This is a genomic window from Erwinia sp. 2186 (genome assembly GCF_057812255.1).
The window spans coordinates 1,660,733-1,684,204 of sequence record NZ_CM173824.1 but is presented as its reverse complement, the minus strand read 5'-3'; the positions used below and the strand labels follow the sequence as shown (position 1 = coordinate 1,684,204).

Here is a 23,472-nt window from a genome sequence, read left to right as displayed (position 1 = left end):
CCCTTATTCCCGTCACGGTTACCCAGTGGCAAGACGCTGACGGGCCAGATTATTCTAATCTTTGTCGATCCTGCTGGCATCCGCGCCCTGCTGCCCTTTGTATTTGGCATCGGTGCGGCGGTTATACGGCCGCGCAGCCGGGCCGGACAGCGGTTCAAAACTCAGTGCGCCGATCAGCATACCCGGACGCAGTGCCAGAGGCAGCTTACCTGAATTATAGAACTCCAGCACAATCCGGCCCTGCCAGCCGGGATCGATGCGGTGAGCCGTGACGTGAACCATCAGCCCAAGACGCGCCAGAGAGGAGCGTCCGTCCAGCCAGCCTACCAGATTATCCGGCAGCGTGACCGACTCCAGCGTCACGGCCAGCGCCAGTTCGCCCGGATGCAGGAAGAACGCCTCGCCTTCCGGCAGGACAATCTCGTCACTCATCACGCGATCCAGCGCCGCACTGACTTCATCCTTTGGACCACTGAGATCGATAAAGGCCGCGGTGTGCCCGCGGAAGGTTCTGAACTGATTCCCCAGACGCACATCAACGGTCGCACCGTTAATGCGTTCCACCGGTGGACGTGGGGTGATCTCCAGCTGGCCATTGTCCAGCCAGGCTTCAATATCGCGGTCGCATAATCTCATGGATAAAATTCCCTGTCGGCTATTCGAAGAATTGATTGATCTTGGCCTTCAGAATATCGATGGCGATGCGGTTTTTTCCGCCGCGAGGCACGATAATGTCAGCATACTGTTTGGAAGGTTCGATGAACTGCAGGAACATCGGACGAACGGTTTTCTGATATTGCGCCATGACCGAATCCATCGAGCGGCCACGTTCATTCACATCGCGCTTCATACGCCGCATCAGGCAGATATCCAGCGGCGTATCGACGAAGATAGAGAAGTTCATCTCCTGGCGCAGACGGGCGTCGGTCAGCAGCAGGATCCCTTCCAGGATGATGACTTTTTTTGGCTTCAGCTGAACAGTCTGCGCAGTACGGGTATGATCAACATAGCTGTATACTGGCAGGTCTATCGCTTCACCGGCTTTCAGCTTCTGCAGATGTTGCAGCAGCAGACTATGATCCATCGCGCTGGGGTGATCGTAGTTGGTTTTGACCCGCTCATCCATGGTCAGATGGCTTTGGTCTTTGTAATACGCATCCTCGGGGATAACGCCAATATTTTCATCACCCACACGTTCGCGCACTTCGCGATACAGTGTGCTGGCGATAAGACTTTTTCCCGAGGCAGATGCGCCGGCGATACCTACGATGACGCACTGGTGCGACTTGTCAGTCATAAAATTAAAGACCTGATTACTGGTTGTCTGAGACAAAGGAGAGGACGATTTCGCGCGTAATTATAAGGATTTCGGGGGTTTGATGCCAGAGAAAAGCGCGGAAATGCTTTTAGGACTTTCCCGTTAGCCGTGCCTGGCAATGCCCGTTAAACTGGTAACAATGAGACCAAGCTCACATTTTAAGCCGGGCAGCTTTCGCCAGGCGTGAAGTGCATAATCAATAAGTTATCTGTATACCGTCCCTGCTCACGCTGGCCCGGCTCGGTAACACAGTAAGAAGGAAACACGGTGTCCTGGCATATTTTGCATATTTTGACTTATTTCGGCGACAGCATGCTGTTGATCCCCACGGCGGTCATTATGGCCATTCTTATTACCTGGAAAAACAGCGACCGTCGCGCCGTCTGGTATTGGGCGCTGGCTTTTTGCGCCGCGGGTGCCATCGTCAGCCTGTCTAAAATCGCCTTCCTCGGATACGGCATTGGCAGCGCACGCTTTAATTTCACCGGCTTCAGCGGCCACAGCGCCATGTCCGCCACCCTGTGGCCGGTAATGCTGTGGTTACTCAGCGGCCGTCTTAAGCCGGCCTGGCGCACCTGCGCGGTGATGGTGGGTTACCTGATCCCGCTGATGGTCGGCGCCTCCCGTCTGGTGCTGAACTATCATTCCACCAGCGAAGTGGTTGCCGGTCTGATCCTCGGCTTTACCTTGAGCACCGCGTTCCTGGTCAGCCAGCGTCGTTCGGAGCTGCAGGGATTTTCCGCCACCCAGCTGTGCATCGCGCTGTTGTTGCCACTGCTGCTGATGAGTCACGGCCGCCTGGCGACCACCCAGCAATTCCTGCAGCGCTTTTCGGTGCAGCTTTCCGGTATCGACCATGCCTGGACCCGCGCTGAGTTGCTCAAACTCCGTCAGTAATCCCACCATTAAGCGGAATCGGGCGAAAAAATGCAGGTCAATCGCCCGAATACCGCTATCTTTTGAATTACCGCAAGCATTCATAAACGGTTATGTTAGCATCGCTGATGTAACGTAGATTGCGCCTTCGGTTGATCTAAACCTCCGGCGCCACGCTGGATTTTTGAATGACGACTGACACCCTTTTTTCCGTAAAGCGCATCACCCTCCGCTGGCCTCAGACCTTCATGCTGGGCGGGCTGAGTTTTGCGTTAACGCTGTTCTGCTTAGAGCTGATTAAAGTCAGTGGCCAGATTTCCCCGCTGTGGTTCTCCACGGCCCTGATGACCATGGTGATCTTTCGCCTGCCTCTTACCTCCCTGCCGCTGGCCTTACTGAGCTGTTTTATCGGCGTTGCCCTTGCCAACTCGCTGGTGATCGGTCCTGGGATCGCCAACGTCAAGTATCCGCTGATCAACCTGACCCAGGCGATAATTGGCGGATCGTTACTGCGGGTGATGCTCGATCGCCAGTCGCCGCTTGGCTCCCTGATGAGCTGGAGCAAAATGATGGTGACGGTGGGTATGTTTACCCCGCTGGTGGGCGGCCTGTTGGCGGCCTGGGTGCTCAGCAGCTCCGGGCACAGCAGTTTCCGCTTCTTCTCCACCTGGGTGGTGTCGGAAATGATTGGCATGCTGGCACTGGGCCCGGTTTGCCTGCTATGGAATAACGATTACTTCCAACGCGCCCGTCATCAGAATGTGCTGTTTGAAACGCTGCTGACCCTGCTGGTCACGCTGGTGCTCTGTTACTGCTCGCTGCGCTATCTGCCGTGGCCGTTCACCTTTGTGATTGTGGTGCTGTTCTACAGCGCCGTGCGCCTGCCCCGCTTCGAGGCCTTTGTGGTGTTCCTTGCCACGCTGTCGATGATGACGGTCATGCTGGCGTTGGGGTTACTGGATATTCAGCTCAACAGCCGCTGGCCGCTGGCCAGTTCCGTCTGGCTGCCGTTCTTAATGGCGTTGATCCCAAGCCATATGATGGCGCTGGTGATGCACTCCTTCCGTGAAGAGAAAAAGCATATCTCGGAGAGCGAAACGCGTTTTCGCCATGCGATGGAATTCTCTGCCATTGGTATGGCGCTGGTCTCGCCGGAAGGTAAATGGCTGAAGGTCAATAAATCCCTTTGCAAGCTGCTGGATTACCCGGAAAAAGAGCTGAAGAAGATGGATTTCCAGCAGATCACCCACCCGGAGGATCTTGACGCGGACCTGTTTCAGCTTAACGCGCTGCTGCTGGGCGACATTGAAACCTACAGTATGGAAAAGCGCTATCTGCGTAAGGATCAGCAGATTCTGTGGGCGCGGCTCACCGTGTCGCTGGTGCGGGACAGCGAGCAGCTACCGCTCTATTTTATCTCGCAGATTGAAGACATCACCGACCTGAAAACCACCGAAGAGGTCAACCGCCGCCTGATGCAGCGCATTACGCTGGCGAATGAAGCGGGCGGCATTGGCGTGTGGGAATGGAGCCTGGTGACCGGCAAAATGAGCTGGGACAAACGCATGTTCCGCATTTATGACCTGCCGGAAAATGGCCAGGCAACCTATCTCACCTGGGCTAACAGCCTGCTGCCCGCCGATCGGCAGCCGGCGATTGATGCCTTCGATACGGCGGTAAAAACCTCCTCACCGATTGATATTGAATTCCGTATTGAAACCGATGACGGCCTTCGTTACATCCGCAGCCAGGCCAATATGGTGCTGGATGAGAAAGGCGATGTGGAACGTATGCTGGGAATTAACCAGGATATCACCGCTATCCGCCAGCTGACCGATGCGCTCTACCAGGAAAAAGAGCGCATGCACATTACGCTGGATGCGATCGGTGAAGGGGTGATCAGTACCGATGAAGAGATGCGGGTCATCTTTATGAATCCGGTCGCCGAAAGCATGACCGGCTGGGCGCAGGAACATGCTGTCGGCAAGCCGCTCAACGATATTCTGCGCATCACCCAGGGCCACAAAGGCCCACAGCTGGAAAGTCTGCTGCTGTGTGAACTGCCGCAAACCAAATCTACGCCGGATTTAGATCAGGAACTGGTGCTGCATAACAGCGCGGGCCGTCAGTACGATATCCACTACAGCATCATGCCGTTGAAAACGCTGGAAGGTGACAACATCGGCAGCGTGATGGTGATACGCGATGTCAGCACCTCGCGCGAAATGATGCGTCGTCTGACCTACAGCGCTTCTCACGATGTGCTGACCAGCCTGCCCAACCGCGTCAGCTTTGAGCAGAGGCTCGACAGCCTGTTGCTCTCACCAAGCCTGTTGCAAAAAGATCATGCGCTGGTGTTTGTCGACCTGGACCGCTTCAAAGCGGTCAATGATACCTCCGGTCATGCCGCCGGCGATGCGCTGCTGCGTGAAATATCTGGCGTGATGCAGCGCCATCTGCGCAGCAATGATTTCCTCGCCCGCCTGGGCGGTGATGAGTTTGGCATTCTGTTGCTGGATTGCCCGCAGGATAAGGCGCAGGAAGTGATTGCCCGCATCGTCAACGCGGTGAACGACTACCATTTCCTGTGGGAAGGTCGTCTGCACCGCGTCGGTGCCAGCGCCGGGATCACCTTGCTTAATAAGGAAAACCATACGGTCAGCGACGTGTTGGCTCAGGCCGACCTGGCCTGCTACAGCGCCAAGCACAACGGGCGTGGCCAGCTGGCGGTGTACGATCCGGAACGCCTGCGCACCCTCAATCCCTGGCAGCTCAATCACCACGAAGATCAGGCCTAGTGCCGCCACTTTGCGATAAATTGCGCATGGGTTCTTGCTCTCCATGCGGGCCTGGGCTAAAGTCGCCCCCTTTTTTCCAGCTGAGGGGGATAAATGTTTATTGGCTTTGATTACGGGACAGCAAATTGCTCGGTCGCCATTATGAAAGACGGCGTGCCTGCACTGCTGCCGCTGGAGCAAGGTTCTACCTTATTGCCCTCCATGCTTTGTGCTCCGACCCGCGATGCGGTCAGTGAGTGGTTATTCCGCCATCATCAGGTGCCGACACCTGAAGCCGATAACCAGGCCATTTTACGCCGTGCGCTGGCGTTCAACCGCGAAGAAGATATTGAGGTCACCCCCAACAGCGTCCAGTTTGGACTGGCGTCGCTGGCACAATATATGGCCGATCCGGAAGATGTCTGGTTCGTTAAGTCGCCGAAATCCTTCCTCGGTGCCAACGGGCTAAAGCCGCAGCAGGTGGCATTCTTCGAGGATCTGGTGTGCGCCATGATGCTGCACATCCGTCAGAAGGCGGAACAGAATCTGAATCAAAGCATCACCCAGGCAGTGATTGGTCGTCCGATCAACTTCCAGGGCCTGGGCGGGGATGAAGCCAACCGTCAGGCGCAGGGTATTCTGGCGCGTGCCGCCAGCCGTGCCGGTTTTAAAGACGTTGAATTCCAGTTTGAGCCGGTTGCCGCAGGCCTGGAGTTTGAAGCGACGCTGAAACAGGAAACGCGGGTGCTGGTGGTCGATATCGGCGGCGGGACCACTGACTGCTCGATGCTGCTGATGGGCCCGGAATGGCATGACAAATCCGATCGCAGTGCCAGCCTGTTAGGGCACAGCGGTTGCCGCGTAGGCGGGAACGATCTGGATATCATGCTGGCCTTTAAGGAGCTGATGCCCCTGCTGGGATTAGGCGGCGCGACGGAAAAAGGCACTGCCCTTCCTGCTCTGCCGTGGTGGAACGCCGTGGCGATCAATGATGTTCCTGCCCAAAGCGATTTCTACGCCACCGCCAGCAAAAAGCTGCTGCTGGATTTGATCCGCGATGCGCGTGAGCCAGAGAAAGTGAAGCGTCTGCTGAAAGTCTGGCAGCAGCGTCTGGGCTATCGCCTGGTGCGCGCGGCTGAGGAGAGCAAAATTGCGCTGTCTGAGCAAGCCAACGTCACCACGCAACTGGCCTTTATTGAGCAGTCGCTGGAGACGGCGATAAGTGTTCAGGGGCTGGAAGCGGCGATTGCGCAGCCGCTGGAGCGGATTCAGGAACAGGTGAAAATGGCGCTGGATGCCAGCGGCACCCGTCCTGATGTGATCTATCTGACCGGCGGTAGCGCCCGTTCACCGGTGCTGCGTCAGGCACTGCAACAGCAGCTGCCGGACATTCCGCTGGCGAGCGGCGATGACTTTGGTTCCGTCACCGCCGGTCTGGCCCGTTGGGCGCAGGTGATGTTCCGCTAAGCTCAGTAGCTGCTGGCTTCTGACAGTTCACGGATGTCGTCGTCGCTCAGTTTGAGCGCGGCGGCTTTCGTTAACTCATCAAGCTGAGTGAGTGAGGTGACGCTGACGATTGGGGCGGTGATACTCGGGCGGGCAATCTGCCAGGCAAGAGCCACCTGCGTCGGAGTTGAACCGGTGGATTCCGCCACCTGATCCAGCGCCTTAATAATGCGTAAGCCGCGCTCGTTCAGATATTTCTCGACCACACCTGCCCCACGCTGACTTTTACTGGCATCTTCCGGCTTACGGTATTTCCCGCTGAGGAAACCACTGGCCAGCGAATAATAGTTGATCACCGCCAGGCCATTATCTTTGGCAACCTGCTCAAGACCACTTTCATAGCCTTCACGGTCATAAAGATTGTATTCAGGCTGCAAGGTTTCATAACGCGCGAAGCCATTATCCTCACTGACCTTCAGCGCTTCGCTCAGGCGTTCTGCCGAATAGTTGGAGGCACCAATCGCCCGCACTTTGCCTTCTTTAATTAAGGCATCAAAGGTCGCCAGCGTTTCCTGCAGCGGCGTATCGCTGTCGTCGCGGTGTGCCTGATACAGGTCGATGCTGTCGGTTTGCAAGCGACGCAACGAGTCTTCAATCGCCTGGCGAATGTATTTCGGTGACAGCCCGGTTTTCCCCGGTCCCATCTCAATCCCAACTTTGGTCGCCAGCACAATTTTGTCGCGTTTGCCGCTCTGCTTCAGCCAGTTACCAATAATGGTTTCAGATTCGCCGCCTTCATTACCCGGCGCCCAACGGGAATACACATCAGCGGTATCAATGAAATACAGCCCTTTTTCGACCAGCGCATCCAGCAGGGAGAAAGACGTTTTTTGATCGACAGTCCAGCCAAATACGTTGCCACCAAAGGTCAAGGTAGGAACCTGAATGCCGGTGCGGCCCAGTGAACGGTGCTCTGATTGACTCATCATTACTCTCCTGAATATGAATTGTTTCTCACGTGACTTAGAGCGTAGCAAACATCCCCGGCGTCGCTTCGACGATTTGTGGCAAAAGATGTGCGCGACAGGAATACTTACACCAGCTGAACGGTTATCCTTAATTCCTTCACTTTTGCGGTTGATAAACCCGCTAAAATAGAAAAATTCTGGGCCCCGTTTTTGGCCCTCGTGGACACACTTTTTGCACCGGAGAGCTGACACCAAGATGACTGCACAACGCCGTTCCCTCAAAATCTTGCCGATCCTGATTATCGCAGCGGTTGCCGCTGGCGGTTGGTACTGGTGGCACAGCAGCCACAGCAGCGCTGCCCCGGAAAAAACCGCTGACGCACAGCAGCATAAGGGCGGTGAAGGTAAAGGCGGGGGCCGTCATGGTGGCACTGCCGCATTATCCCCGGTGCAGGCAGCCGAAGCGGTGCGCCAGAGCGTGCCGCAGTATCTTTCCGGACTGGGCACCGTCACCGCCGCCAACACCGTCACGCTGCGCAGCCGGGTCGATGGCGACCTGATGGCGCTGCATTTTACCGAAGGTCAGGAAGTTAAAGCCGGTCAGCTGATTGCCGAAATCGATCCCCGTCCTTATCAGGTCGCCCTTACTCAGGCACAGGGACAGCTGGCAAAAGACCAGGCTACGCTGGCAAATGCCCGCCGCGATCTGGCCCGCTACGAGAAGCTGGCAAAAACCAATCTGGTCTCGCAGCAGGAAATGGATACCCAGCGCTCGCTGGTCAGCGAAACCCTCGGCACCATTAAAGCCGATGAAGGCAGCGTCGCCAGCGCCCAGTTAAATCTGACTTACAGCCGCGTCACCTCCCCTATCTCTGGCCGCGTCGGACTCAAGCAGGTCGACGTCGGCAACTACATCACCAGCGGCGATACCACCGGCATCGTGGTCATTACCCAAACGCATCCGATCGATCTGGTGTTCAGCCTGCCGGAAAATGACATCAGCACCATCCTGATGGCGCAAAAAGGCGGCCAGCCAATCCCGGTAGAAGCCTGGGACCGCAGCAATAAAAAACTGCTGACCAGCGGCACGTTACTCAGCATGGATAACCAGATTGATGCCACCACCGGCACGGTAAAGCTGAAGGCACGCTTCGGTAACAACGACGATATGTTGTTCCCTAATCAATTCGTGAACGCCCGCCTGAAGGTCAACACCCTGCAGGATGCGATTGTGATCCCGGCTGCGGCGCTGCAAATGGGCAATGAAGGAAACTTTGTCTGGGTGGTCAACGCAGAGGATAAAGTCAGTAAAAAACTGATCACTACCGGCTTACAGGATAGCCAGAAAGTGGTGGTCACCGCCGGACTGGATGCGGGCGAGCGTGTCGTCACCGACGGCATTGACCGCCTGACCGAAGGCACCAAAGTGGAAGTGGTGGCACCGCAGGCCACGCCGCTGACCTCAGGAAAAAGCGCTCTGCCGTCTAAAGGAGCCAGTTCCTGATGCAGGTTATGCCACCGAGCTCTACCGGCGGCCCGTCCCGCCAGTTTATTCTCCGCCCGGTTGCCACCACGCTATTGATGGTGGCGATCCTGCTGGCCGGTATTTTGGGCTACCGTGCCCTGCCCGTTTCAGCCCTGCCGGAAGTCGACTATCCCACCATTCAGGTCGTGACGCTGTATCCGGGTGCCAGCCCGGATGTGGTCACCTCGTCGATTACCGCCCCGCTTGAACGCCAGTTCGGCCAGATGTCCGGGCTGAAGCAGATGTCTTCGCAGAGTTCCGGCGGCGCGTCGGTGGTCACTTTGCAGTTCCAGCTGACGCTGCCGCTGGATGTGGCTGAGCAGGAAGTGCAGGCCGCCATTAACGCCGCCACCAATTTGCTGCCGTCCGACCTGCCCAATCCGCCGGTTTACAGCAAGGTTAACCCGGCCGATCCGCCGATCATGACCCTTGCCGTTACCACTACCAGCATGCCGATGACGCAGGTTGAGGATATGGTGGAAACGCGGGTCGCGCAGAAAATCTCTCAGGTCTCGGGTGTGGGTCTGGTGACGCTGGCCGGCGGTCAACGCCCTGCGGTGCGGGTCAAGCTCAACGCGCAGGCGCTGGCAGCCCTGAATCTGGACAGTGAAACGGTGCGCACGGCGATCGCGAATGCCAACGTTAACTCCGCCAAAGGTAGCCTTGACGGCCCCGAGCGTTCCATCACGCTGTCGGCCAACGATCAGATGAAATCCGCCGAGGATTACCGTAAGCTGATCGTCGCCTATCAGAACGGCTCAGCCGTGCGGCTGCGCGATGTGGCGACTGTTGAGCAGGGTGCGGAGAACAGCTGGCTCGGCGCATGGGCCAATCGTCAGCCGGCCATTGTACTGAATATTCAGCGTCAGCCTGGCGCCAACATCATTACCACCGCCGACAGTATTCGCCAGATGCTGCCGTCGCTGACCGCCTCACTGCCAAAATCGGTTGAGGTCAAAGTCCTGACCGATCGCACCACCAATATTCGCGCTTCCGTGCATGACGTGCAGTTTGAGCTGATGCTGGCGATTGCGCTGGTGGTGATGATCATCTATCTGTTCCTGCGTAACGTGCCGGCGACCATCATTCCAGCCGTTGCCGTTCCGCTGTCGCTGGTCGGCACTTTCGCAGTGATCTATTTCCTCGGTTTCTCGATCAACAACCTGACGCTGATGGCGCTGACCATCGCCACCGGTTTTGTGGTGGATGATGCGATCGTGGTGATCGAGAACATCTCCCGCTATATCGAGAAAGGCGAAAAGCCGATGGCTGCGGCGCTAAAAGGCGCAGGCGAAATTGGCTTTACCATCATTTCCCTGACCTTCTCGCTGATTGCGGTGTTAATCCCGCTGCTGTTTATGGGCGATATCGTCGGTCGGCTGTTCCGTGAATTTGCCGTGACGCTGGCGATCTCCATTCTGATTTCCGCCGTGGTGTCGCTGACCCTGACCCCAATGATGTGCGCGCGCATGCTGAGCGTGGAGTCGTTACGCAAACAGAACCGCTTCTCGCGCGCCAGTGAAGCGATGTTTGACCGCATTATTGCCGGTTATGGGCATTTTCTGCGCCGGGTGCTGAATCATCCGTGGATAACCCTAGGCGTGGCGCTGGGCACGCTGGCGATCACCGTGCTGCTGTGGATCACCATTCCGAAAGGCTTCTTCCCGGTGCAGGATAACGGCATCATCCAGGGCACGCTGCAGGCTCCACAATCGGTTTCCTACGCCAATATGGCGCAGCGCCAGCAGCAGGTTGCCTCAATCATCATGAAGGATCCGGCGGTGCAAAGCCTGACCTCTTTCGTCGGCGTCGACGGCACCAACCCGGCGCTGAACAGCGGGCGACTGCAGATCAACCTGAAACCGCTGGATCAGCGTGATGACCGCATTCCGGTGGTGATCGACCGACTTCAGACGGAAATAGCCAAATTGCCCGGCGTGAATCTCTACCTGCAGCCGGTGCAGGATCTCACCATTGATACCACGGTCAGCCGCACGCAATATCAGTTTACCTTGCAGGCCGGTTCGCTCGAATCCCTCAGCCTGTGGGTGCCGAAACTGATTACTGCGCTGTCGACCTTGCCGGAGCTGAAAGATGTCAGCAGCGACTGGCAGGATCAGGGGCTGGAAGCCTATATCAAAGTGGATCGCGATAACGCCAGCCGTCTGGGTATCACCATGGCCGACGTGGATAACGCGCTGTATAACGCCTTTGGCCAGCGTCTGATCTCCACCATTTACACCCAGGCCAATCAGTATCGCGTGGTGCTGGAGCATGACACCTCAGCCACGCCAGGCCTTGCCGCGCTGGATGGCATTCGCCTGAACAGCACCTCTGGCGGCGTGGTACCGTTGAGCGCGATCGCCACCGTTGAGCAGCGTCATGGGGCGTTGAGCATTAACCATCTCGATCAGTTCCCTTCAACCACCTTCTCGTTCAACGTGCGCGACGGTTACTCGCTGGAACAGGCGGTCAATGCCATCAGCAAAACCGAGCAGGATCTGGCAATGCCGTCGGAGATCATGACCGAGTTCCAGGGCAGCACGCTGGCTTTCCAGGCGGCGCTGTCCAGCACCATCTGGCTGATCGTGGCGGCAATCGTGGCGATGTATATCGTCCTTGGCGTGCTGTATGAAAGCTTTATCCACCCGATTACCATTCTGTCTACGCTGCCAACCGCGGGCGTGGGCGCGCTGCTGGCACTGATGCTGAGCGGTCACGAGCTGGATGTGATCGCCATTATCGGCATCATTCTGCTGATAGGTATCGTGAAGAAAAACGCCATCATGATGATCGACTTTGCGCTGGCCGCCGAGCGGGAACAGGGTATGGCGCCGTATGACGCGATTTATCAGGCCTGCCTGCTGCGTTTCCGCCCGATCCTGATGACCACGCTGGCGGCATTGCTGGGTGCCTTGCCGCTGATGCTGAGTACCGGCGTCGGTGCAGAGCTGCGCCGTCCGCTGGGCGTGGCGATGGTCGGCGGTCTGGTGGTCAGCCAGGTACTGACGCTGTTTACCACGCCGGTGATTTATCTGCTGTTTGACCGACTGGCTCACGCTACCCGTCGTCGCTTCAGGCAGGAGGAAGCGCAGTGAGGTTTTTCGCGCTGTTTATCCATCGCCCGGTGGCGACGATTCTACTGACCATCGCCATCCTGCTGGCGGGCGTATTGGGGTTCAGACTGCTGCCTGTCGCCCCGCTGCCGCAGGTGGATTTCCCGGTGATCGTCATCAGTGCGTCGCTGCCCGGCGCCTCGCCGGAAACCATGGCGTCGTCAGTGGCCACCCCGCTGGAACGCTCGCTGGGACGTATCGCGGGCGTCAGTGAAATGACCTCCACCAGCTCATTGGGCAGCACCCGCATCATCCTGGTATTCGACTACGATCGCGATATCAACGGTGCCGCACGGGATGTTCAGGGCGCGATCAACGGCGCGCAAAGCCTGTTGCCTACCGGGATGCCCAGCCGCCCCACCTACCGCAAGGCCAACCCTTCCGACGCCCCGATTATGATTATGGCGCTGACCTCGGACACCTATTCCCAGGGTCAGCTGTATGACTACGCCTCTACGCAGCTGGCGCAAAAGCTGTCGCAAATCGACGGTGTGGGTGACGTCACCGTGGGCGGCAGTTCACTGCCTGCGGTGCGTGTCGACCTCAATCCGCAGGCGCTGTTTAATCAGGGCGTCTCGCTGGATGCGATTCGCGAAACCATCGCCAATGCCAACCAGCGCAGACCGCAGGGCGCGATTGAAGATCATCAGCAGCGCTGGCAACTGAAAACCAACGACGAGCTGCAAAAGGCGGCGGATTATCAGCCGCTGGTGGTGCATTACAATGCCGGCGCAGCAGTGCGTTTGCAGGATGTGGCTAACGTCACCGACTCGGTTCAGGACGTCCGCAACGCCGGGATGTCGAACGCCAAACCGGCAATCCTGTTGCTGATCCGCAAGCTGCCCGAAGCCAATATCATCGATACCGTCGACCGTATTCGCGCCGAAGTGCCTGAACTCAGCAATATCATTCCGGCCTCAATCCATCTGGAAATCGCCCAGGATCGCTCGCCGACGATCCGCGCCTCGCTGGCAGAAGTGGAACAGTCGCTGGCGATCTCGGTCGGGCTGGTGATCCTGGTGGTGTTTGCCTTTTTACGCTCGGGTCGCGCCACGCTTATTCCGGCGGTGGCCGTGCCGGTGTCGCTGATTGGCACCTTTGCCGCCATGTATCTGTGCGGCTTCAGCCTGAATAACCTGTCGTTGATGGCATTGACCGTTGCCACCGGGTTTGTGGTGGATGATGCCATCGTGGTGCTGGAGAACATTTCCCGCCATGTGGAAGCGGGTATGAAGCCGCTGCAGGCCTCGTTACAGGGCGTGCGGGAAGTGGGTTTTACCGTGCTGTCGATGAGCCTGTCGCTGATTGCCGTTTTCCTGCCGTTACTGATGCTTGGCGGTCTGATTGGCCGCTTCTTTAAGGAATTTGCCGTCACGCTGTCGGTATCAATAGCGATATCGCTGGTGATTTCCCTTACCCTGACGCCGATGATGTGCGCCAGGCTGCTGCGCGCGCATCCGCAACGCGAGCAAGGCCGGGTGCGCGGCTTTGGCCGCGTGCTCAACGCCATTCAGCAAGGCTACGGCCGCTCGCTGAACTGGGTGCTCAATCACTCCCGCTGGACGCTGCTGGTGTTTCTCGCCACCATCGGCCTGACGGTTTATCTGTATATCTCCATCCCGAAAACCTTTATGCCCGAGCAGGATACCGGCCGGGTGATGGGCTTTATTCAGGCCGATCAGAGCATTTCGTTCCAGGCGATGCGCGGCAAGCTGGAAGGCTTTATGAAGATTGTCCGCGACGATCCGGCGGTGGAAAGCGTGGTCGGCTTTACCGGCGGCTCGCGCACCAACAGCGGATCGATGTTTATCTCCCTTAAGCCGTTAAGCGAGCGCAGTGAAAATGCGCAGGAAGTGATTGCCCGGCTGCGTATCAAGCTGGCCAAAGAACCTGGCGCGAGTCTGTATCTGATGGCGGTACAGGATTTGCGGGTGGGCGGACGGGAATCGAACGCCGGGTATCAGTATACGCTGCTGTCAGACAATCTCGACGACCTGCGGATCTGGGAGCCGAAAATTCGCGAGGCTTTTGCGGCGCTGCCGGAGCTGGCGGATGTGAACTCCGATCAGCAGGATAAAGGCTCGGAAATGGCGTTGACCTACGATCGTGAAACCATGACCCGACTGGGCATTGACGTGACGGATGCCAATAACCTGCTGAACAATGCCTTCGGCCAGCGGCAGATTTCCACCATTTATCAGCCGCTCAATCAGTACAAAGTGGTAATGGAAGTGGATCCGCGCTACACCCAGGACATCAGCTCGCTGGATTTGATGTACCTGATTAACAACGATGGCAAAGCCATTCCGCTCTCTTACTTTGCCAAATGGCTCCCGGCCAACGCGCCGTTGTCGGTAAATCATCAGGGACTGTCGGCTGCCTCGACCATCTCCTTTAACCTGCCAGAAGGAGTGTCGCTTTCTCAGGCTTCCGATGCCATTGACCGCAGCATGACCACGCTGGGCGTGCCGACCTCGGTGCGGGGCAGCTTTGCCGGTACTGCGCAAGCCTTCGAGCAAAGCCAGAACAGCCAGGTGTGGCTGATTATCGCCGCCATCGCCACGGTGTATATCGTGTTAGGCATCCTGTATGAAAGCTACGTGCATCCGCTGACCATCCTCTCCACGCTGCCCTCCGCAGGTGTGGGCGCGCTGCTGGCGCTGGAACTGTTTAGCGCGCCGTTCAGTCTGATTGCGCTGATCGGCATTCTGCTACTGATCGGTATCGTCAAAAAGAACGCCATCATGATGGTCGATTTTGCGCTTGAGGCGCAGCGTAACGGCAACCTGACCGCCCGCGAGGCGATTTTCCAGGCGAGCCTGCTGCGCTTCAGGCCAATCATGATGACCACGCTGGCGGCGCTGTTAGGTGCCTTGCCGCTGGTGCTGACGTCCGGTGATGGGGCAGAGCTGCGCCAGCCGCTGGGGATTACTATTGTCGGCGGGCTGGTGATGAGCCAGCTGTTAACGCTATACACCACGCCGGTGGTTTATCTGTATATGGATAAACTGCGTCGCCGGCCACGTCAGGAACTCGTCCAGTCATGAATACGCTTCCTTCCACCGTGCGCTGGCAACTGTGGATCGTTGCCTTCGGCTTCTTTATGCAGGCGCTGGATACCACCATCGTTAACACTGCCCTGCCCTCGATGGCGGTAAGCCTGAACGAGAACCCGCTGAATATGCATTCGGTGATCGTCTCCTATGTGCTGACGGTGGCGGTGATGCTGCCGGTCAGCGGCTGGCTGGCCGACCGGTTCGGGGTAAGGAACGTGTTCTTCAGCGCCATCATTCTGTTCAGCGTCGGCTCGCTGTTTTGCTCAATGGCCACCTCGCTGGATCAACTGATTATGGCGCGTGTGGTGCAGGGTATTGGCGGCGCGATGATGGTGCCGGTCGGCAGGTTAACGGTGATGAAGCTGGTCCCGCGCGAGCAATATATGGCGGCGATGACCTTTGTGACCTTACCGGGCCAGGTCGGCCCGCTGCTCGGCCCGGCGTTGGGTGGCGTGCTGGTGCAATACGCCAGCTGGCACTGGATTTTCCTGATCAATATTCCGGTGGGCATCATTGGGGCCATTGCGACCCTGATGCTGATGAAAAATATGAGCCTGCCGCCGCGAAAATTCGACTTTCTCGGCTTTATTCTGCTGGCCGCAGGGATGGCAACCTTAACGCTGGCCCTCGACGGCCAACGGGGCTTAGGGGTTTCGCCGCTGTTGCTCTGTCTGTTTATCCTGATCGGCGTGTTCTCATTGCTGTTCTATCTGATGCACGCCCGAGGCAACGAGCGGGCGTTGTTCAGCCTGAAGCTGTTTGATAACCGCATCTATTCCATTGGGCTGTTAGGCAGTTTTACCGGTCGTATCGGTAGCGGCATGCTGCCGTTTATGACGCCAATCTTCCTGCAGGTGGGCATGGGATACACGCCGTTCCATGCCGGGCTGATGATGATCCCGATGGTCCTTGGCAATATGGGGATGAAGCGCATCGTGGTGCAGATCGTTAACCGCTTTGGCTACCGTAACGTGCTGGTGGGCGCCACCATTGGCCTGGCGCTGGTGGTACTGTTATTCCCGGCGGTGGCATTGATGGGCTGGGATTACCTGCTGCCGGTAGTGCTGTTCCTGCAGGGCATGGTCAATGCCATTCGCTTCTCCTCGATGAATACCCTGACGCTGAAAGAGCTGCCGGACGATCTCGCCAGCAGCGGCAACAGTCTGCTGTCGATGATCATGCAGCTGTCGATGAGTATCGGCGTGACGGTGGCCGGGCTGATGTTGGGCACCTTTGGTCATCAGGCGGTTACTGACAGCGCGGCGGTGCATCAGGCCTTTATTTATACTTATCTGTGCATGGCGGTGGTGATCGTTCTGCCCGCGCTGGTGTTCTGGCGCGTGCCGCTGGATGTCAGTAAAAACGTGGTGTTGAGCCGCAAGAGGAAGTCTTAATGTTTGCAAAATTGCGTATCGGCATCACCGCCAAGCTGTTCGCGGCGATTTTTTCCACCTGCCTGCTGGTGCTGGTCACCATGCACTGGGGCGTGCGGCTGAGCTTTGAGCATGGCTTTATTGATTACATCAAGAAAGGCAACGAGCAGCGGCTGGTGATGCTGAGCGATGCGTTGTCCGATCAGTATGAGCAGCACGGCAACTGGGATTTCCTGCGTCACAATAACAAGCTGGTGTTTCAGATCCTGCATTCGCTGGAGCAAAATCCAGACTCCAACTCTCAGCTTCCGCCGCACGGCTGGCGGACACAGTTTTGGATTATCGATCAGCAATATCACGTGATGATTGGCCCGCGCGGCCCGGTGCCGCCCGAGGGGTCGCGCCGCAATATCACCACCAGCGACGGGCACATTGTCGGTTGGGTGATCGGTTCGCCGCCTGAGCGCCTGACCCGCAGCGCGGATATCAACTTCGATCAGCAACAGAAGCGCACCAGCTGGATCATCTCGGGGCTGGCGATGCTGCTGGCCGCGCTGGTCACCTGGCTGATGTCGCGGGGCTTGCTTGCGCCGGTTAAACGGCTGGTAGAAGGCACGCATCAGCTGGCCGCCGGCGACTTTACCAGCCGGGTGCAGGCCAACAGCCGCGATGAACTGGGCCGGCTGGGGCAGGACTTTAACCGGCTGGCCAGTACGCTGGAGAAAAACGAGAGTATGCGCCGCGCCTTTATGGCCGATATCTCTCATGAGCTGCGGACGCCGCTGGCGATCCTGCGCGGTGAACTTGAAGCGATTCAGGACGGCGTGCGCAAGCTGACGCCGGAGTCGATTGTTTCCTTGCAGGGAGAAGTCAGCACGCTCACCAAGCTGGTGGACGATGTGCATCAGCTATCTCTGTCTGATGAAGGTGCCCTCGCCTACCGCAAATGCAAAACGGACCTGGTGCCGCTGGTGGAGCTGGTGGCGAGCAACTTCAACGGCCGCTATCAGAGCCGTAACCTTACGCTCGATCTCCGTCTGCCGGAGCAGGCACCGCTGTTTGGCGATCCCGATCGCCTGATGCAGTTATTTACCAATCTGATGGAAAACAGCCTGCGCTATACCGATGCCGGTGGCGGTCTGACCGTCACGCTGGTGTCACAACCGGACCAGCAGATCCTGCATTTTGAGGATACCAGTCCGGGGATCACCGACGAGCAGCGGCAGCAAATTTTCGAGCGATTCTTCCGTGCGGAAAGTTCGCGAAATCGTGCCAGCGGCGGCTCCGGGCTAGGGCTGGCTATCTGTCAGAACATCGTTGAAGCTCACGACGGCAGCATTGTTGCGGACCACTCCGATGCCGGAGGACTGAAAATTACGGTACACTTACCCTGCAATACTAACTAAAGAGGTGTGTCACCTCTTGTTAAGCAGATGAGTGTTATGGAACAGGAAACGCTTGCCCCGCTGATTTTAGTGGTTGAAGACGAACCCAAACTTGGCCAGCTGATGGTGGATTATCTTCAGGCGGCCAATTATCGCACCCACCATCTTCTGCGTGGAGATGAGGTGCTGGACTGGGTAAAACAGACGCCGCCGGACATGATCCTGCTGGACCTGATGTTACCCGGCATGGATGGCCTGACGGTTTGCCGCGAAATTCGCCGTTTCTCCGATTTGCCGATCATGATGGTCACTGCCAAAACCGAAGAGATCGATCGTCTGCTTGGGCTGGAAATCGGTGCGGATGATTACATCTGCAAACCGTTCAGCCCGCGTGAAGTGGTGGCCAGGGTTAAAACCATTCTCAAACGCTGCAAGCGGACGCCGGAAGAAGCGCAGAAAGCCTCACTGCTGGTCATCGATGAAAATCGCTTCCAGGCCAGTTGGGACCAGGGCCCACTCGATTTGACGCCTGCTGAGTTTCGTCTGCTAAAGACGCTGGCTCAGGAGCCTGGCAAGGTGTTCTCCCGGGAAATGCTGCTTAACCATCTTTATGATGATTACCGCGTGGTCACCGACCGGACCATCGACAGCCATATAAAAAACCTGCGCCGTAAACTGGAGCTGCTGGATTCCGACCAGCCCTTTATCCGCGCGGTCTACGGTATGGGTTACCGCTGGGAAGCAGATGTCTGCCGTTTGATCTAGGTCAATTTACATTCCCCGCCCCAACCTCTACAATTCCCGCAAATTTTGTAAGGCCGTCACTGACGGCCTTCATTGCTTTCAAACCTGATAACCATTGTTGAACGTTCTTTGCCCCTCCTGCACGCTCATCCCCATTTGGATTTCGGGTTGCAGCAAGGCGGCAAGCAGCTTCATCCCCAGGAGCTTACTGAAGTAAGTGACTGGGGTGGAGCTGAGCAGCCAACGCAGCTGTAGCCCGAAAGACATTGGGGATCCCTCAAGAGATACTCACGTTGAAACCGGAATTGCTATCCCCCGCCGGCACCCTGAAAAACATGCGCTTCGCCTTCGCCTACGGCGCTGACGCCGTCTATGCCGGCCAGCCACGTTACAGCCTTCGGGTGCGTAATAACGAATTCAACCACGAGAACCTGGCGCTGGGCATTAACGAAGCGCATGCGCTGGGTAAGAAATTCTATGTGGTGGTAAATATCGCGCCGCATAACGCCAAGCTGAAAACCTTTATTCGCGATCTGCGTCCGGTGATCGAGATGGGCCCGGACGCACTGATCATGTCCGATCCGGGTCTGATTATGCTGGTGCGTGACGCCTTTCCGCAGATGGACGTGCATCTATCGGTGCAGGCCAACGCGGTGAACTGGGCAACGGTAAAATTCTGGCAGCAGATGGGCCTGACACGCGTGATCCTTTCGCGCGAACTGTCTCTGGAAGAAATCGCCGAGATCCGTGAGCAGGTGCCTGAAATGGAGCTGGAGATTTTCGTGCACGGCGCGCTGTGCATGGCCTATTCAGGCCGGTGTCTGCTTTCCGGCTACATTAACAAACGCGATCCCAATCAGGGAACCTGCACCAATGCCTGCCGCTGGGAGTACAAGGTGCAGGAAGGCAAGGTGGATGATGTTGGGCAAATCGTGCAGCAATACCAGCCGATCCCGGTGAAGACCGTTGAGCCCACGCTCGGCGCCGGTCAGCCTACCGACAAAGTCTATCTGATTGAAGAAGCGATGCGCCCCGGCGAACAGATGACCGCTTTCGAGGATGAGCACGGCACTTACATTATGAACTCGAAAGACCTCCGCGCCGTTGCGCATGTCGGTCGTCTGACGCAAATGGGCGTACATTCGCTGAAGATCGAAGGCCGCACCAAGTCGCATTACTACTGCGCGCGCACAGCCCAGGTGTATCGTCGGGCAATTGATGATGCCGCGGCGGGAAAGCCGTTTGATGAATCTCTGCTCGGCACGCTGGACGGTCTGGCGCATCGCGGCTACACCGAGGGTTTCCTGCGCCGTCACACCCACGACAGTTACCAGAATTATGACTATGGTCATTCTGCCTCTGACCGTCAGCAATTCGTTGGTGAATTTACCGGTGAGCGTCGCGGAGACAAAGTGCTGGTTGAGGTGAAGAACAAGTTCAGCGTCGGCGACAATCTTGAGCTGATGACCCCGGCAGGAAACGTTAATTTCGATCTGCCTGAGATGGTAAACACCAAGCTTCAGCCCACTCTCGTCGCGCCTGGCAACGGGCATTTTGTCTGGATCAGCGTGCCGGAAGATATCGATCTGACGTTCGCACTGTTAATGCGTAACTTCCCGGATGCATCGGCAGAACCGGCGATCGATGCAGTTGGATCAACGGCTTACGCCGATCCGGCTGCCCGTTGATTGTTCCAGACTGGATGGAAGGTCGCACCGGCTAGCGCAATAAAGTTACTTCGGGTTACTTTTATTAGAATTTGATCACATAACCCCAGGCCTTTTCTGGCTAGAATGCGCCTTGTCAAAAACGAGAATTCGAAACGGCAGTCTTTATCAGGAACCACCTCCTTGGCCCGTCCGGCTCCCCCGGACGGGCTTTTCTTTTGCCTGCGCGGCCTGGTTTTTCGTTGAGGGTGCAAAATGTGCTATAACTGAAGCACTTTTGGGCCTGAACGGGTCAGCACTGACGGGAAAACAGACATGGAACAACCAATTACGCTGGTGATACTGAACGGCAAAGGCGCAGGCAATGAAGACCTGCGTGAAGCCATTTTTACGCTGCGCAAGGAAGGTTATCCCATTGAGATCCGCGTCACCTGGGAACACGGAGACGGCGAGCGTTACGTGCGCGAAGCCGTAGCAATTCAGGCTGAGACCGTGGTAGCAGGCGGCGGCGATGGCACCATCAATGAGATTGCCACGGCGTTGGCGAAACTCGATGCCTCACAGCGCCCGGTGTTGGGCATTATCCCGTTAGGCACCGCCAATGATTTTGCCACCTCTGCCGGTATTCCGCAGGAGATGGAGAATGCGTTACGGCTGGCGATCGTCGGCAAAGCGACCCCGATCGATCTGGCACGGGTAAATCAGACGCACTATTTCATCAATATGGCCACTGGTGGTTTTGGCACCCGCATCACTACCGAAACGCCGGAAAAGCTGAAATCCGCATTGGGTGGCGTCTCCTACTTTATTCATGGGCTGATGCGTATGGATACGCTAAAAGCAGACAGTTGCGAGTTGAGCGGCCCGGACTTCCGTTGGGATGGCGATGCATTGGTGATCGGCATCGGTAATGGACGTCAGGCGGGTGGCGGTCAGAGGTTGTGCCCGGCCGCCCTGATCAATGATGGCAAGATTGAGGTCAGCATTGTCACCTCCAAAGAGATCCTGCCAACGCTGTTAAATTCGGTGATCGGGGGTGATGATGACAATCCCAATATCATTCGCGCCTCTCTGCCGTGGTTAGACATCACCGCGCCGCACGAGATGACTTTTAACCTCGACGGCGAACCGCTGAGTGGAAAATCATTCCACATTGAAGTGATGCCCGCCGCCATCGCCTGCCGTCTGCCGCCGTCGTGCGAGCTGCTGGCATAGGGTTAGGGTTTAGGGATAAGTTGCCTGCCTGGCTGGTGCCAAGGTCAGGGAGATTTGACCGCTGAGCGTTAGCAAGTTGTCTGGCTGATCGGGTGGTTTGCTCAGGGAGATTTGACTGCTGAGCGTTAGCGAGTTTTCTGGCTGATTGGGTGGTTTGCTCAGGGAGAGCAGGGTGAACGCAAAGTCGCCGTGCACCCATCCCTGGGGGCTCAGCAGCGGCATCCCTGCCGCTGATGCTTTGCTTATCACCCTGCTCTCCCTTCCCCTAAGCTTCATTGTTGCCTGTTTGATAAGGGCCACACAAATCAACATCTATACCCAAACCAACATCGTTATCCCTTCCCATGTCGCTGTTCATTTCGCCATCGACTTTCCGGTTGCCCTTGACCTGTGTATCCCCTCAATTAGCTCACAACGCCGATGTTATAAGGTGGCAGCATAGTGCACGTTAGCCGAGTGTCTGCCGCAGGGATGCGGCAGCCAAGCCCCCAGGGAGGGGTTCACGGCGTCTCGGATAACGTGCACTATGCGGACGCCCTGACACCGAAGCCCTCTTTGCCCTTAACAAAAGAATCCCCACAAAAATCTAACCCTCTCATCTTCCATAAACTGCATTTTCACTACCCTTGCTCTTGACCTGTGTGACCATCAACCTGAACAAAAACGCCGATGTTATAAGGTGGCAGCATAGTGCACGTTAGCCGAGTGTCTGCCGCAGGGAAGCGGCAGCCAAGCCCCCAGGGATGGGTTCACGGCGTCTCGGATAACGTGCACTAGGCGGACGCCATGACACCGAAGCCCTCTTTGCCCTTAACCCCTTCCCCCTCACTCCCTTAGTCCCTGCCTTAGCAATTAACAAACCCACCATCCTCAGTAACAAATGTGATCCCCGTCGAACATCCGACACTGGCAACTTGTATGGTAGTACGCCAGAGCGTATTTTTTCAGCATACTAAGTCCATAAGGAAATGCCATGAAAAGCATCGTCATCGAACGTCCGGGTGAATTGCAGGTCCAGGATCGCCCTGAACTGGCTCCTGCCGCTGGCGAAGTCAGAGTGAAAGTTCAGTACGCCAGCATCTGCGGATCGGATGTGCATATCTGGCATGGCCACAACCCGTTTGCCCGCTATCCTCGCGTCATCGGCCATGAATTCTTTGGCCGCATTGATGCGGTGGGTGAAGGTGTCGATGCGGCCCGTATCGGCGAACGCGTGGCCGTTGACCCGGTGGTCAGCTGTGGCCATTGCTACCCGTGCTCCATCGGCCGCCCTAACGTTTGCAGTGAACTGCAGGTGATTGGCGTGCATCGCGATGGCGGGTTCAGTGAATATGCGGTGGCTCCTGCGGCCAATGCCTATACGCTGCCGGAAAGCATCCCGGACAAACTCGCCAGCCTGGTCGAACCGTTCACCATCGCCGCGAACATCACCGCTTTCCTTAAGCCGCAGCCTGATGACGTCGCGCTGATCTTTGGATCCGGCCCAATGGGATTAACCGCGATTCAGGTGCTGAAAGGCGTCTATAAGGTGCGCAAAGTGATTGTGGCGGACCGCCTGCCAGAACGCCTTGCGATGGCGAAAGACAATGGCGCTGACGTGGTGCTGAATAACAGTGACATCCCGCTGGCTGCTCAGCTCGAAGGCGAAATGCCGACGCTTATCATTGACGCCGCCTGCCATCCGGCAATCCTCGCGGAAGCCGCTGCGCTGGCCTCGCCTGCCGGACGTATCGGCCTGCTGGGCTTCTCGGGTGAAGCCTGCTCGATTACTCAGCAAAGCCTGACCAGCAAGGAACTGTCACTGTTTACCTCACGTCTCAACAGCCATCGCTTCCCTGAAGTGATTAGCTGGATGGAACAGGGCCTGATCCAGCCAGAAAAGCTGGTCACTCACTACTTCCCTCTCGCAGAAATTGAACACGCGATGACGCTGTTCGAAAAAGATCCACGTAGCTGCTGTAAAGTCATCTTAGCCGTGGAATAAACCCGGGCTTGCCGGTGCCTCG

At 57.1% G+C, this 23,472-nt stretch carries 16 protein-coding genes; 12 read left to right on the top strand and 4 right to left on the bottom strand.

Annotated elements, in window-relative coordinates; genetic code table 11:
* Positions 1-54: 54 nt before the first annotated feature.
* Positions 55-636 carry a dCTP deaminase gene (dcd, locus tag ACXKZG_RS07625; protein ID WP_053144132.1) on the bottom strand — a complete coding sequence of 194 codons (582 nt, stop codon included), beginning with the start codon at positions 634-636 and terminating at the stop codon, positions 55-57.
* A 19-nt stretch (positions 637-655) separates the two neighbouring features.
* Positions 656-1,297: a uridine kinase gene (gene udk, locus ACXKZG_RS07620; RefSeq protein WP_013202964.1), complete on the bottom strand. Its 642-nt coding sequence runs from the start codon at positions 1,295-1,297 to the stop codon at positions 656-658.
* Positions 1,298-1,585: 288 nt separating this feature from the next.
* On the opposite strand from udk, the gene ACXKZG_RS07615 reads away from it, so the two are divergent.
* The 3 genes from ACXKZG_RS07615 (at position 1,586) to yegD (ending at position 6,438) form a co-directional block, all read left to right on the top strand.
* Positions 1,586-2,215 (top strand): phosphatase PAP2 family protein, encoded by a 630-nt coding sequence (locus ACXKZG_RS07615; protein WP_013202965.1) that lies wholly within the window; start codon positions 1,586-1,588, stop codon positions 2,213-2,215.
* A 167-nt stretch (positions 2,216-2,382) separates the two neighbouring features.
* Positions 2,383-4,992 (top strand): diguanylate cyclase, encoded by a 2,610-nt coding sequence (locus ACXKZG_RS07610; RefSeq protein WP_488875935.1) that lies wholly within the window; start codon positions 2,383-2,385, stop codon positions 4,990-4,992.
* Positions 4,993-5,085: 93 nt separating this feature from the next.
* Complete coding sequence (gene yegD / locus ACXKZG_RS07605) at positions 5,086-6,438, top strand: molecular chaperone (protein WP_151036972.1); 1,353 nt, start codon at positions 5,086-5,088, stop codon at positions 6,436-6,438.
* 2 nt (positions 6,439-6,440) lie between these two features.
* On the opposite strand, the gene ACXKZG_RS07600 is transcribed toward yegD, so the two are convergent.
* Positions 6,441-7,403 carry an aldo/keto reductase gene (locus tag ACXKZG_RS07600; RefSeq protein WP_134824947.1) on the bottom strand — a complete coding sequence of 321 codons (963 nt, stop codon included), beginning with the start codon at positions 7,401-7,403 and terminating at the stop codon, positions 6,441-6,443.
* A 238-nt stretch (positions 7,404-7,641) separates the two neighbouring features.
* On the opposite strand from ACXKZG_RS07600, the gene ACXKZG_RS07595 reads away from it, so the two are divergent.
* From ACXKZG_RS07595 to baeR, 6 genes are read left to right on the top strand one after another with little or no spacing between them, the layout of a single operon-like run.
* Positions 7,642-8,889, top strand: coding sequence for an MdtA/MuxA family multidrug efflux RND transporter periplasmic adaptor subunit (locus ACXKZG_RS07595; protein ID WP_053144141.1), 1,248 nt, complete (start codon positions 7,642-7,644; stop codon positions 8,887-8,889).
* A complete protein-coding gene (locus ACXKZG_RS07590; protein WP_488875934.1) occupies positions 8,889-12,008 on the top strand; it encodes an MdtB/MuxB family multidrug efflux RND transporter permease subunit in 3,120 nt (1,039 codons plus the stop codon). Before ACXKZG_RS07595 ends, ACXKZG_RS07590 begins: the two co-directional genes overlap by 1 nt.
* Positions 12,005-15,073 (top strand): multidrug efflux RND transporter permease subunit MdtC, encoded by a 3,069-nt coding sequence (gene mdtC, locus ACXKZG_RS07585; protein ID WP_013202971.1) that lies wholly within the window; start codon positions 12,005-12,007, stop codon positions 15,071-15,073. Before ACXKZG_RS07590 ends, mdtC begins: the two co-directional genes overlap by 4 nt.
* Entirely contained in the window at positions 15,070-16,476 is a 1,407-nt protein-coding gene (locus tag ACXKZG_RS07580; RefSeq protein ID WP_338574346.1) for an MFS transporter, read from the top strand. The genes mdtC and ACXKZG_RS07580 overlap by 4 nt, the downstream gene beginning before the upstream one ends.
* Positions 16,476-17,861, top strand: a complete 1,386-nt coding sequence (gene baeS, locus ACXKZG_RS07575; protein ID WP_488875933.1) for an envelope stress sensor histidine kinase BaeS — start codon at positions 16,476-16,478, stop codon at positions 17,859-17,861. Before ACXKZG_RS07580 ends, baeS begins: the two co-directional genes overlap by 1 nt.
* A gap of 36 nt (positions 17,862-17,897) precedes the next feature.
* Positions 17,898-18,605: an envelope stress response regulator BaeR gene (gene baeR / locus ACXKZG_RS07570; protein ID WP_013202974.1), complete on the top strand. Its 708-nt coding sequence runs from the start codon at positions 17,898-17,900 to the stop codon at positions 18,603-18,605.
* Positions 18,606-18,683: 78 nt separating this feature from the next.
* On the opposite strand, the gene ACXKZG_RS07565 is transcribed toward baeR, so the two are convergent.
* Positions 18,684-18,851 (bottom strand): hypothetical protein, encoded by a 168-nt coding sequence (locus ACXKZG_RS07565; RefSeq protein ID WP_167738423.1) that lies wholly within the window; start codon positions 18,849-18,851, stop codon positions 18,684-18,686.
* Positions 18,852-18,919: 68 nt separating this feature from the next.
* Between ACXKZG_RS07565 and trhP the strand changes: the two genes are divergently transcribed.
* The 3 genes from trhP to ACXKZG_RS07550 all read left to right on the top strand — a co-directional run bounded on the left by trhP (position 18,920) and on the right by ACXKZG_RS07550 (position 23,450).
* On the top strand, positions 18,920-20,272 hold the full coding sequence (gene trhP / locus ACXKZG_RS07560; protein WP_049789662.1) for a prephenate-dependent tRNA uridine(34) hydroxylase TrhP: 1,353 nt from the start codon (positions 18,920-18,922) through the stop codon (positions 20,270-20,272).
* Between the two features lie 294 nt (positions 20,273-20,566).
* Positions 20,567-21,466 carry a lipid kinase YegS gene (gene yegS, locus ACXKZG_RS07555; protein ID WP_013202976.1) on the top strand — a complete coding sequence of 300 codons (900 nt, stop codon included), beginning with the start codon at positions 20,567-20,569 and terminating at the stop codon, positions 21,464-21,466.
* A 973-nt stretch (positions 21,467-22,439) separates the two neighbouring features.
* Positions 22,440-23,450: a Zn-dependent oxidoreductase gene (locus tag ACXKZG_RS07550; RefSeq protein ID WP_488875932.1), complete on the top strand. Its 1,011-nt coding sequence runs from the start codon at positions 22,440-22,442 to the stop codon at positions 23,448-23,450.
* Positions 23,451-23,472: the final 22 nt, after the last annotated feature.

Excerpts from the sequence above, each read along its gene's own strand:
- baeS (WP_488875933.1), top strand. The coding sequence starts at position 16,476 with ATGTTTGCAAAATTGCGTATCGGCATCACCGCCAAGCTGTTCGCGGCG.
- baeR (WP_013202974.1), top strand. The coding sequence starts at position 17,898 with ATGGAACAGGAAACGCTTGCCCCGCTGATTTTAGTGGTTGAAGACGAA.
- ACXKZG_RS07580 (WP_338574346.1), top strand. The coding sequence starts at position 15,070 with ATGAATACGCTTCCTTCCACCGTGCGCTGGCAACTGTGGATCGTTGCC.
- ACXKZG_RS07610 (WP_488875935.1), top strand. The coding sequence starts at position 2,383 with ATGACGACTGACACCCTTTTTTCCGTAAAGCGCATCACCCTCCGCTGG.
- yegD (WP_151036972.1), top strand. The coding sequence starts at position 5,086 with ATGTTTATTGGCTTTGATTACGGGACAGCAAATTGCTCGGTCGCCATT.
- dcd (WP_053144132.1), bottom strand. The coding sequence starts at position 636 with ATGAGATTATGCGACCGCGATATTGAAGCCTGGCTGGACAATGGCCAG.
- trhP (WP_049789662.1), top strand. The coding sequence starts at position 18,920 with ATGCGCTTCGCCTTCGCCTACGGCGCTGACGCCGTCTATGCCGGCCAG.
- yegS (WP_013202976.1), top strand. The coding sequence starts at position 20,567 with ATGGAACAACCAATTACGCTGGTGATACTGAACGGCAAAGGCGCAGGC.
- ACXKZG_RS07590 (WP_488875934.1), top strand. The coding sequence starts at position 8,889 with ATGCAGGTTATGCCACCGAGCTCTACCGGCGGCCCGTCCCGCCAGTTT.
- ACXKZG_RS07595 (WP_053144141.1), top strand. The coding sequence starts at position 7,642 with ATGACTGCACAACGCCGTTCCCTCAAAATCTTGCCGATCCTGATTATC.
- udk (WP_013202964.1), bottom strand. The coding sequence starts at position 1,297 with ATGACTGACAAGTCGCACCAGTGCGTCATCGTAGGTATCGCCGGCGCA.
- ACXKZG_RS07565 (WP_167738423.1), bottom strand. The coding sequence starts at position 18,851 with ATGTCTTTCGGGCTACAGCTGCGTTGGCTGCTCAGCTCCACCCCAGTC.
- ACXKZG_RS07550 (WP_488875932.1), top strand. The coding sequence starts at position 22,440 with ATGAAAAGCATCGTCATCGAACGTCCGGGTGAATTGCAGGTCCAGGAT.
- ACXKZG_RS07600 (WP_134824947.1), bottom strand. The coding sequence starts at position 7,403 with ATGAGTCAATCAGAGCACCGTTCACTGGGCCGCACCGGCATTCAGGTT.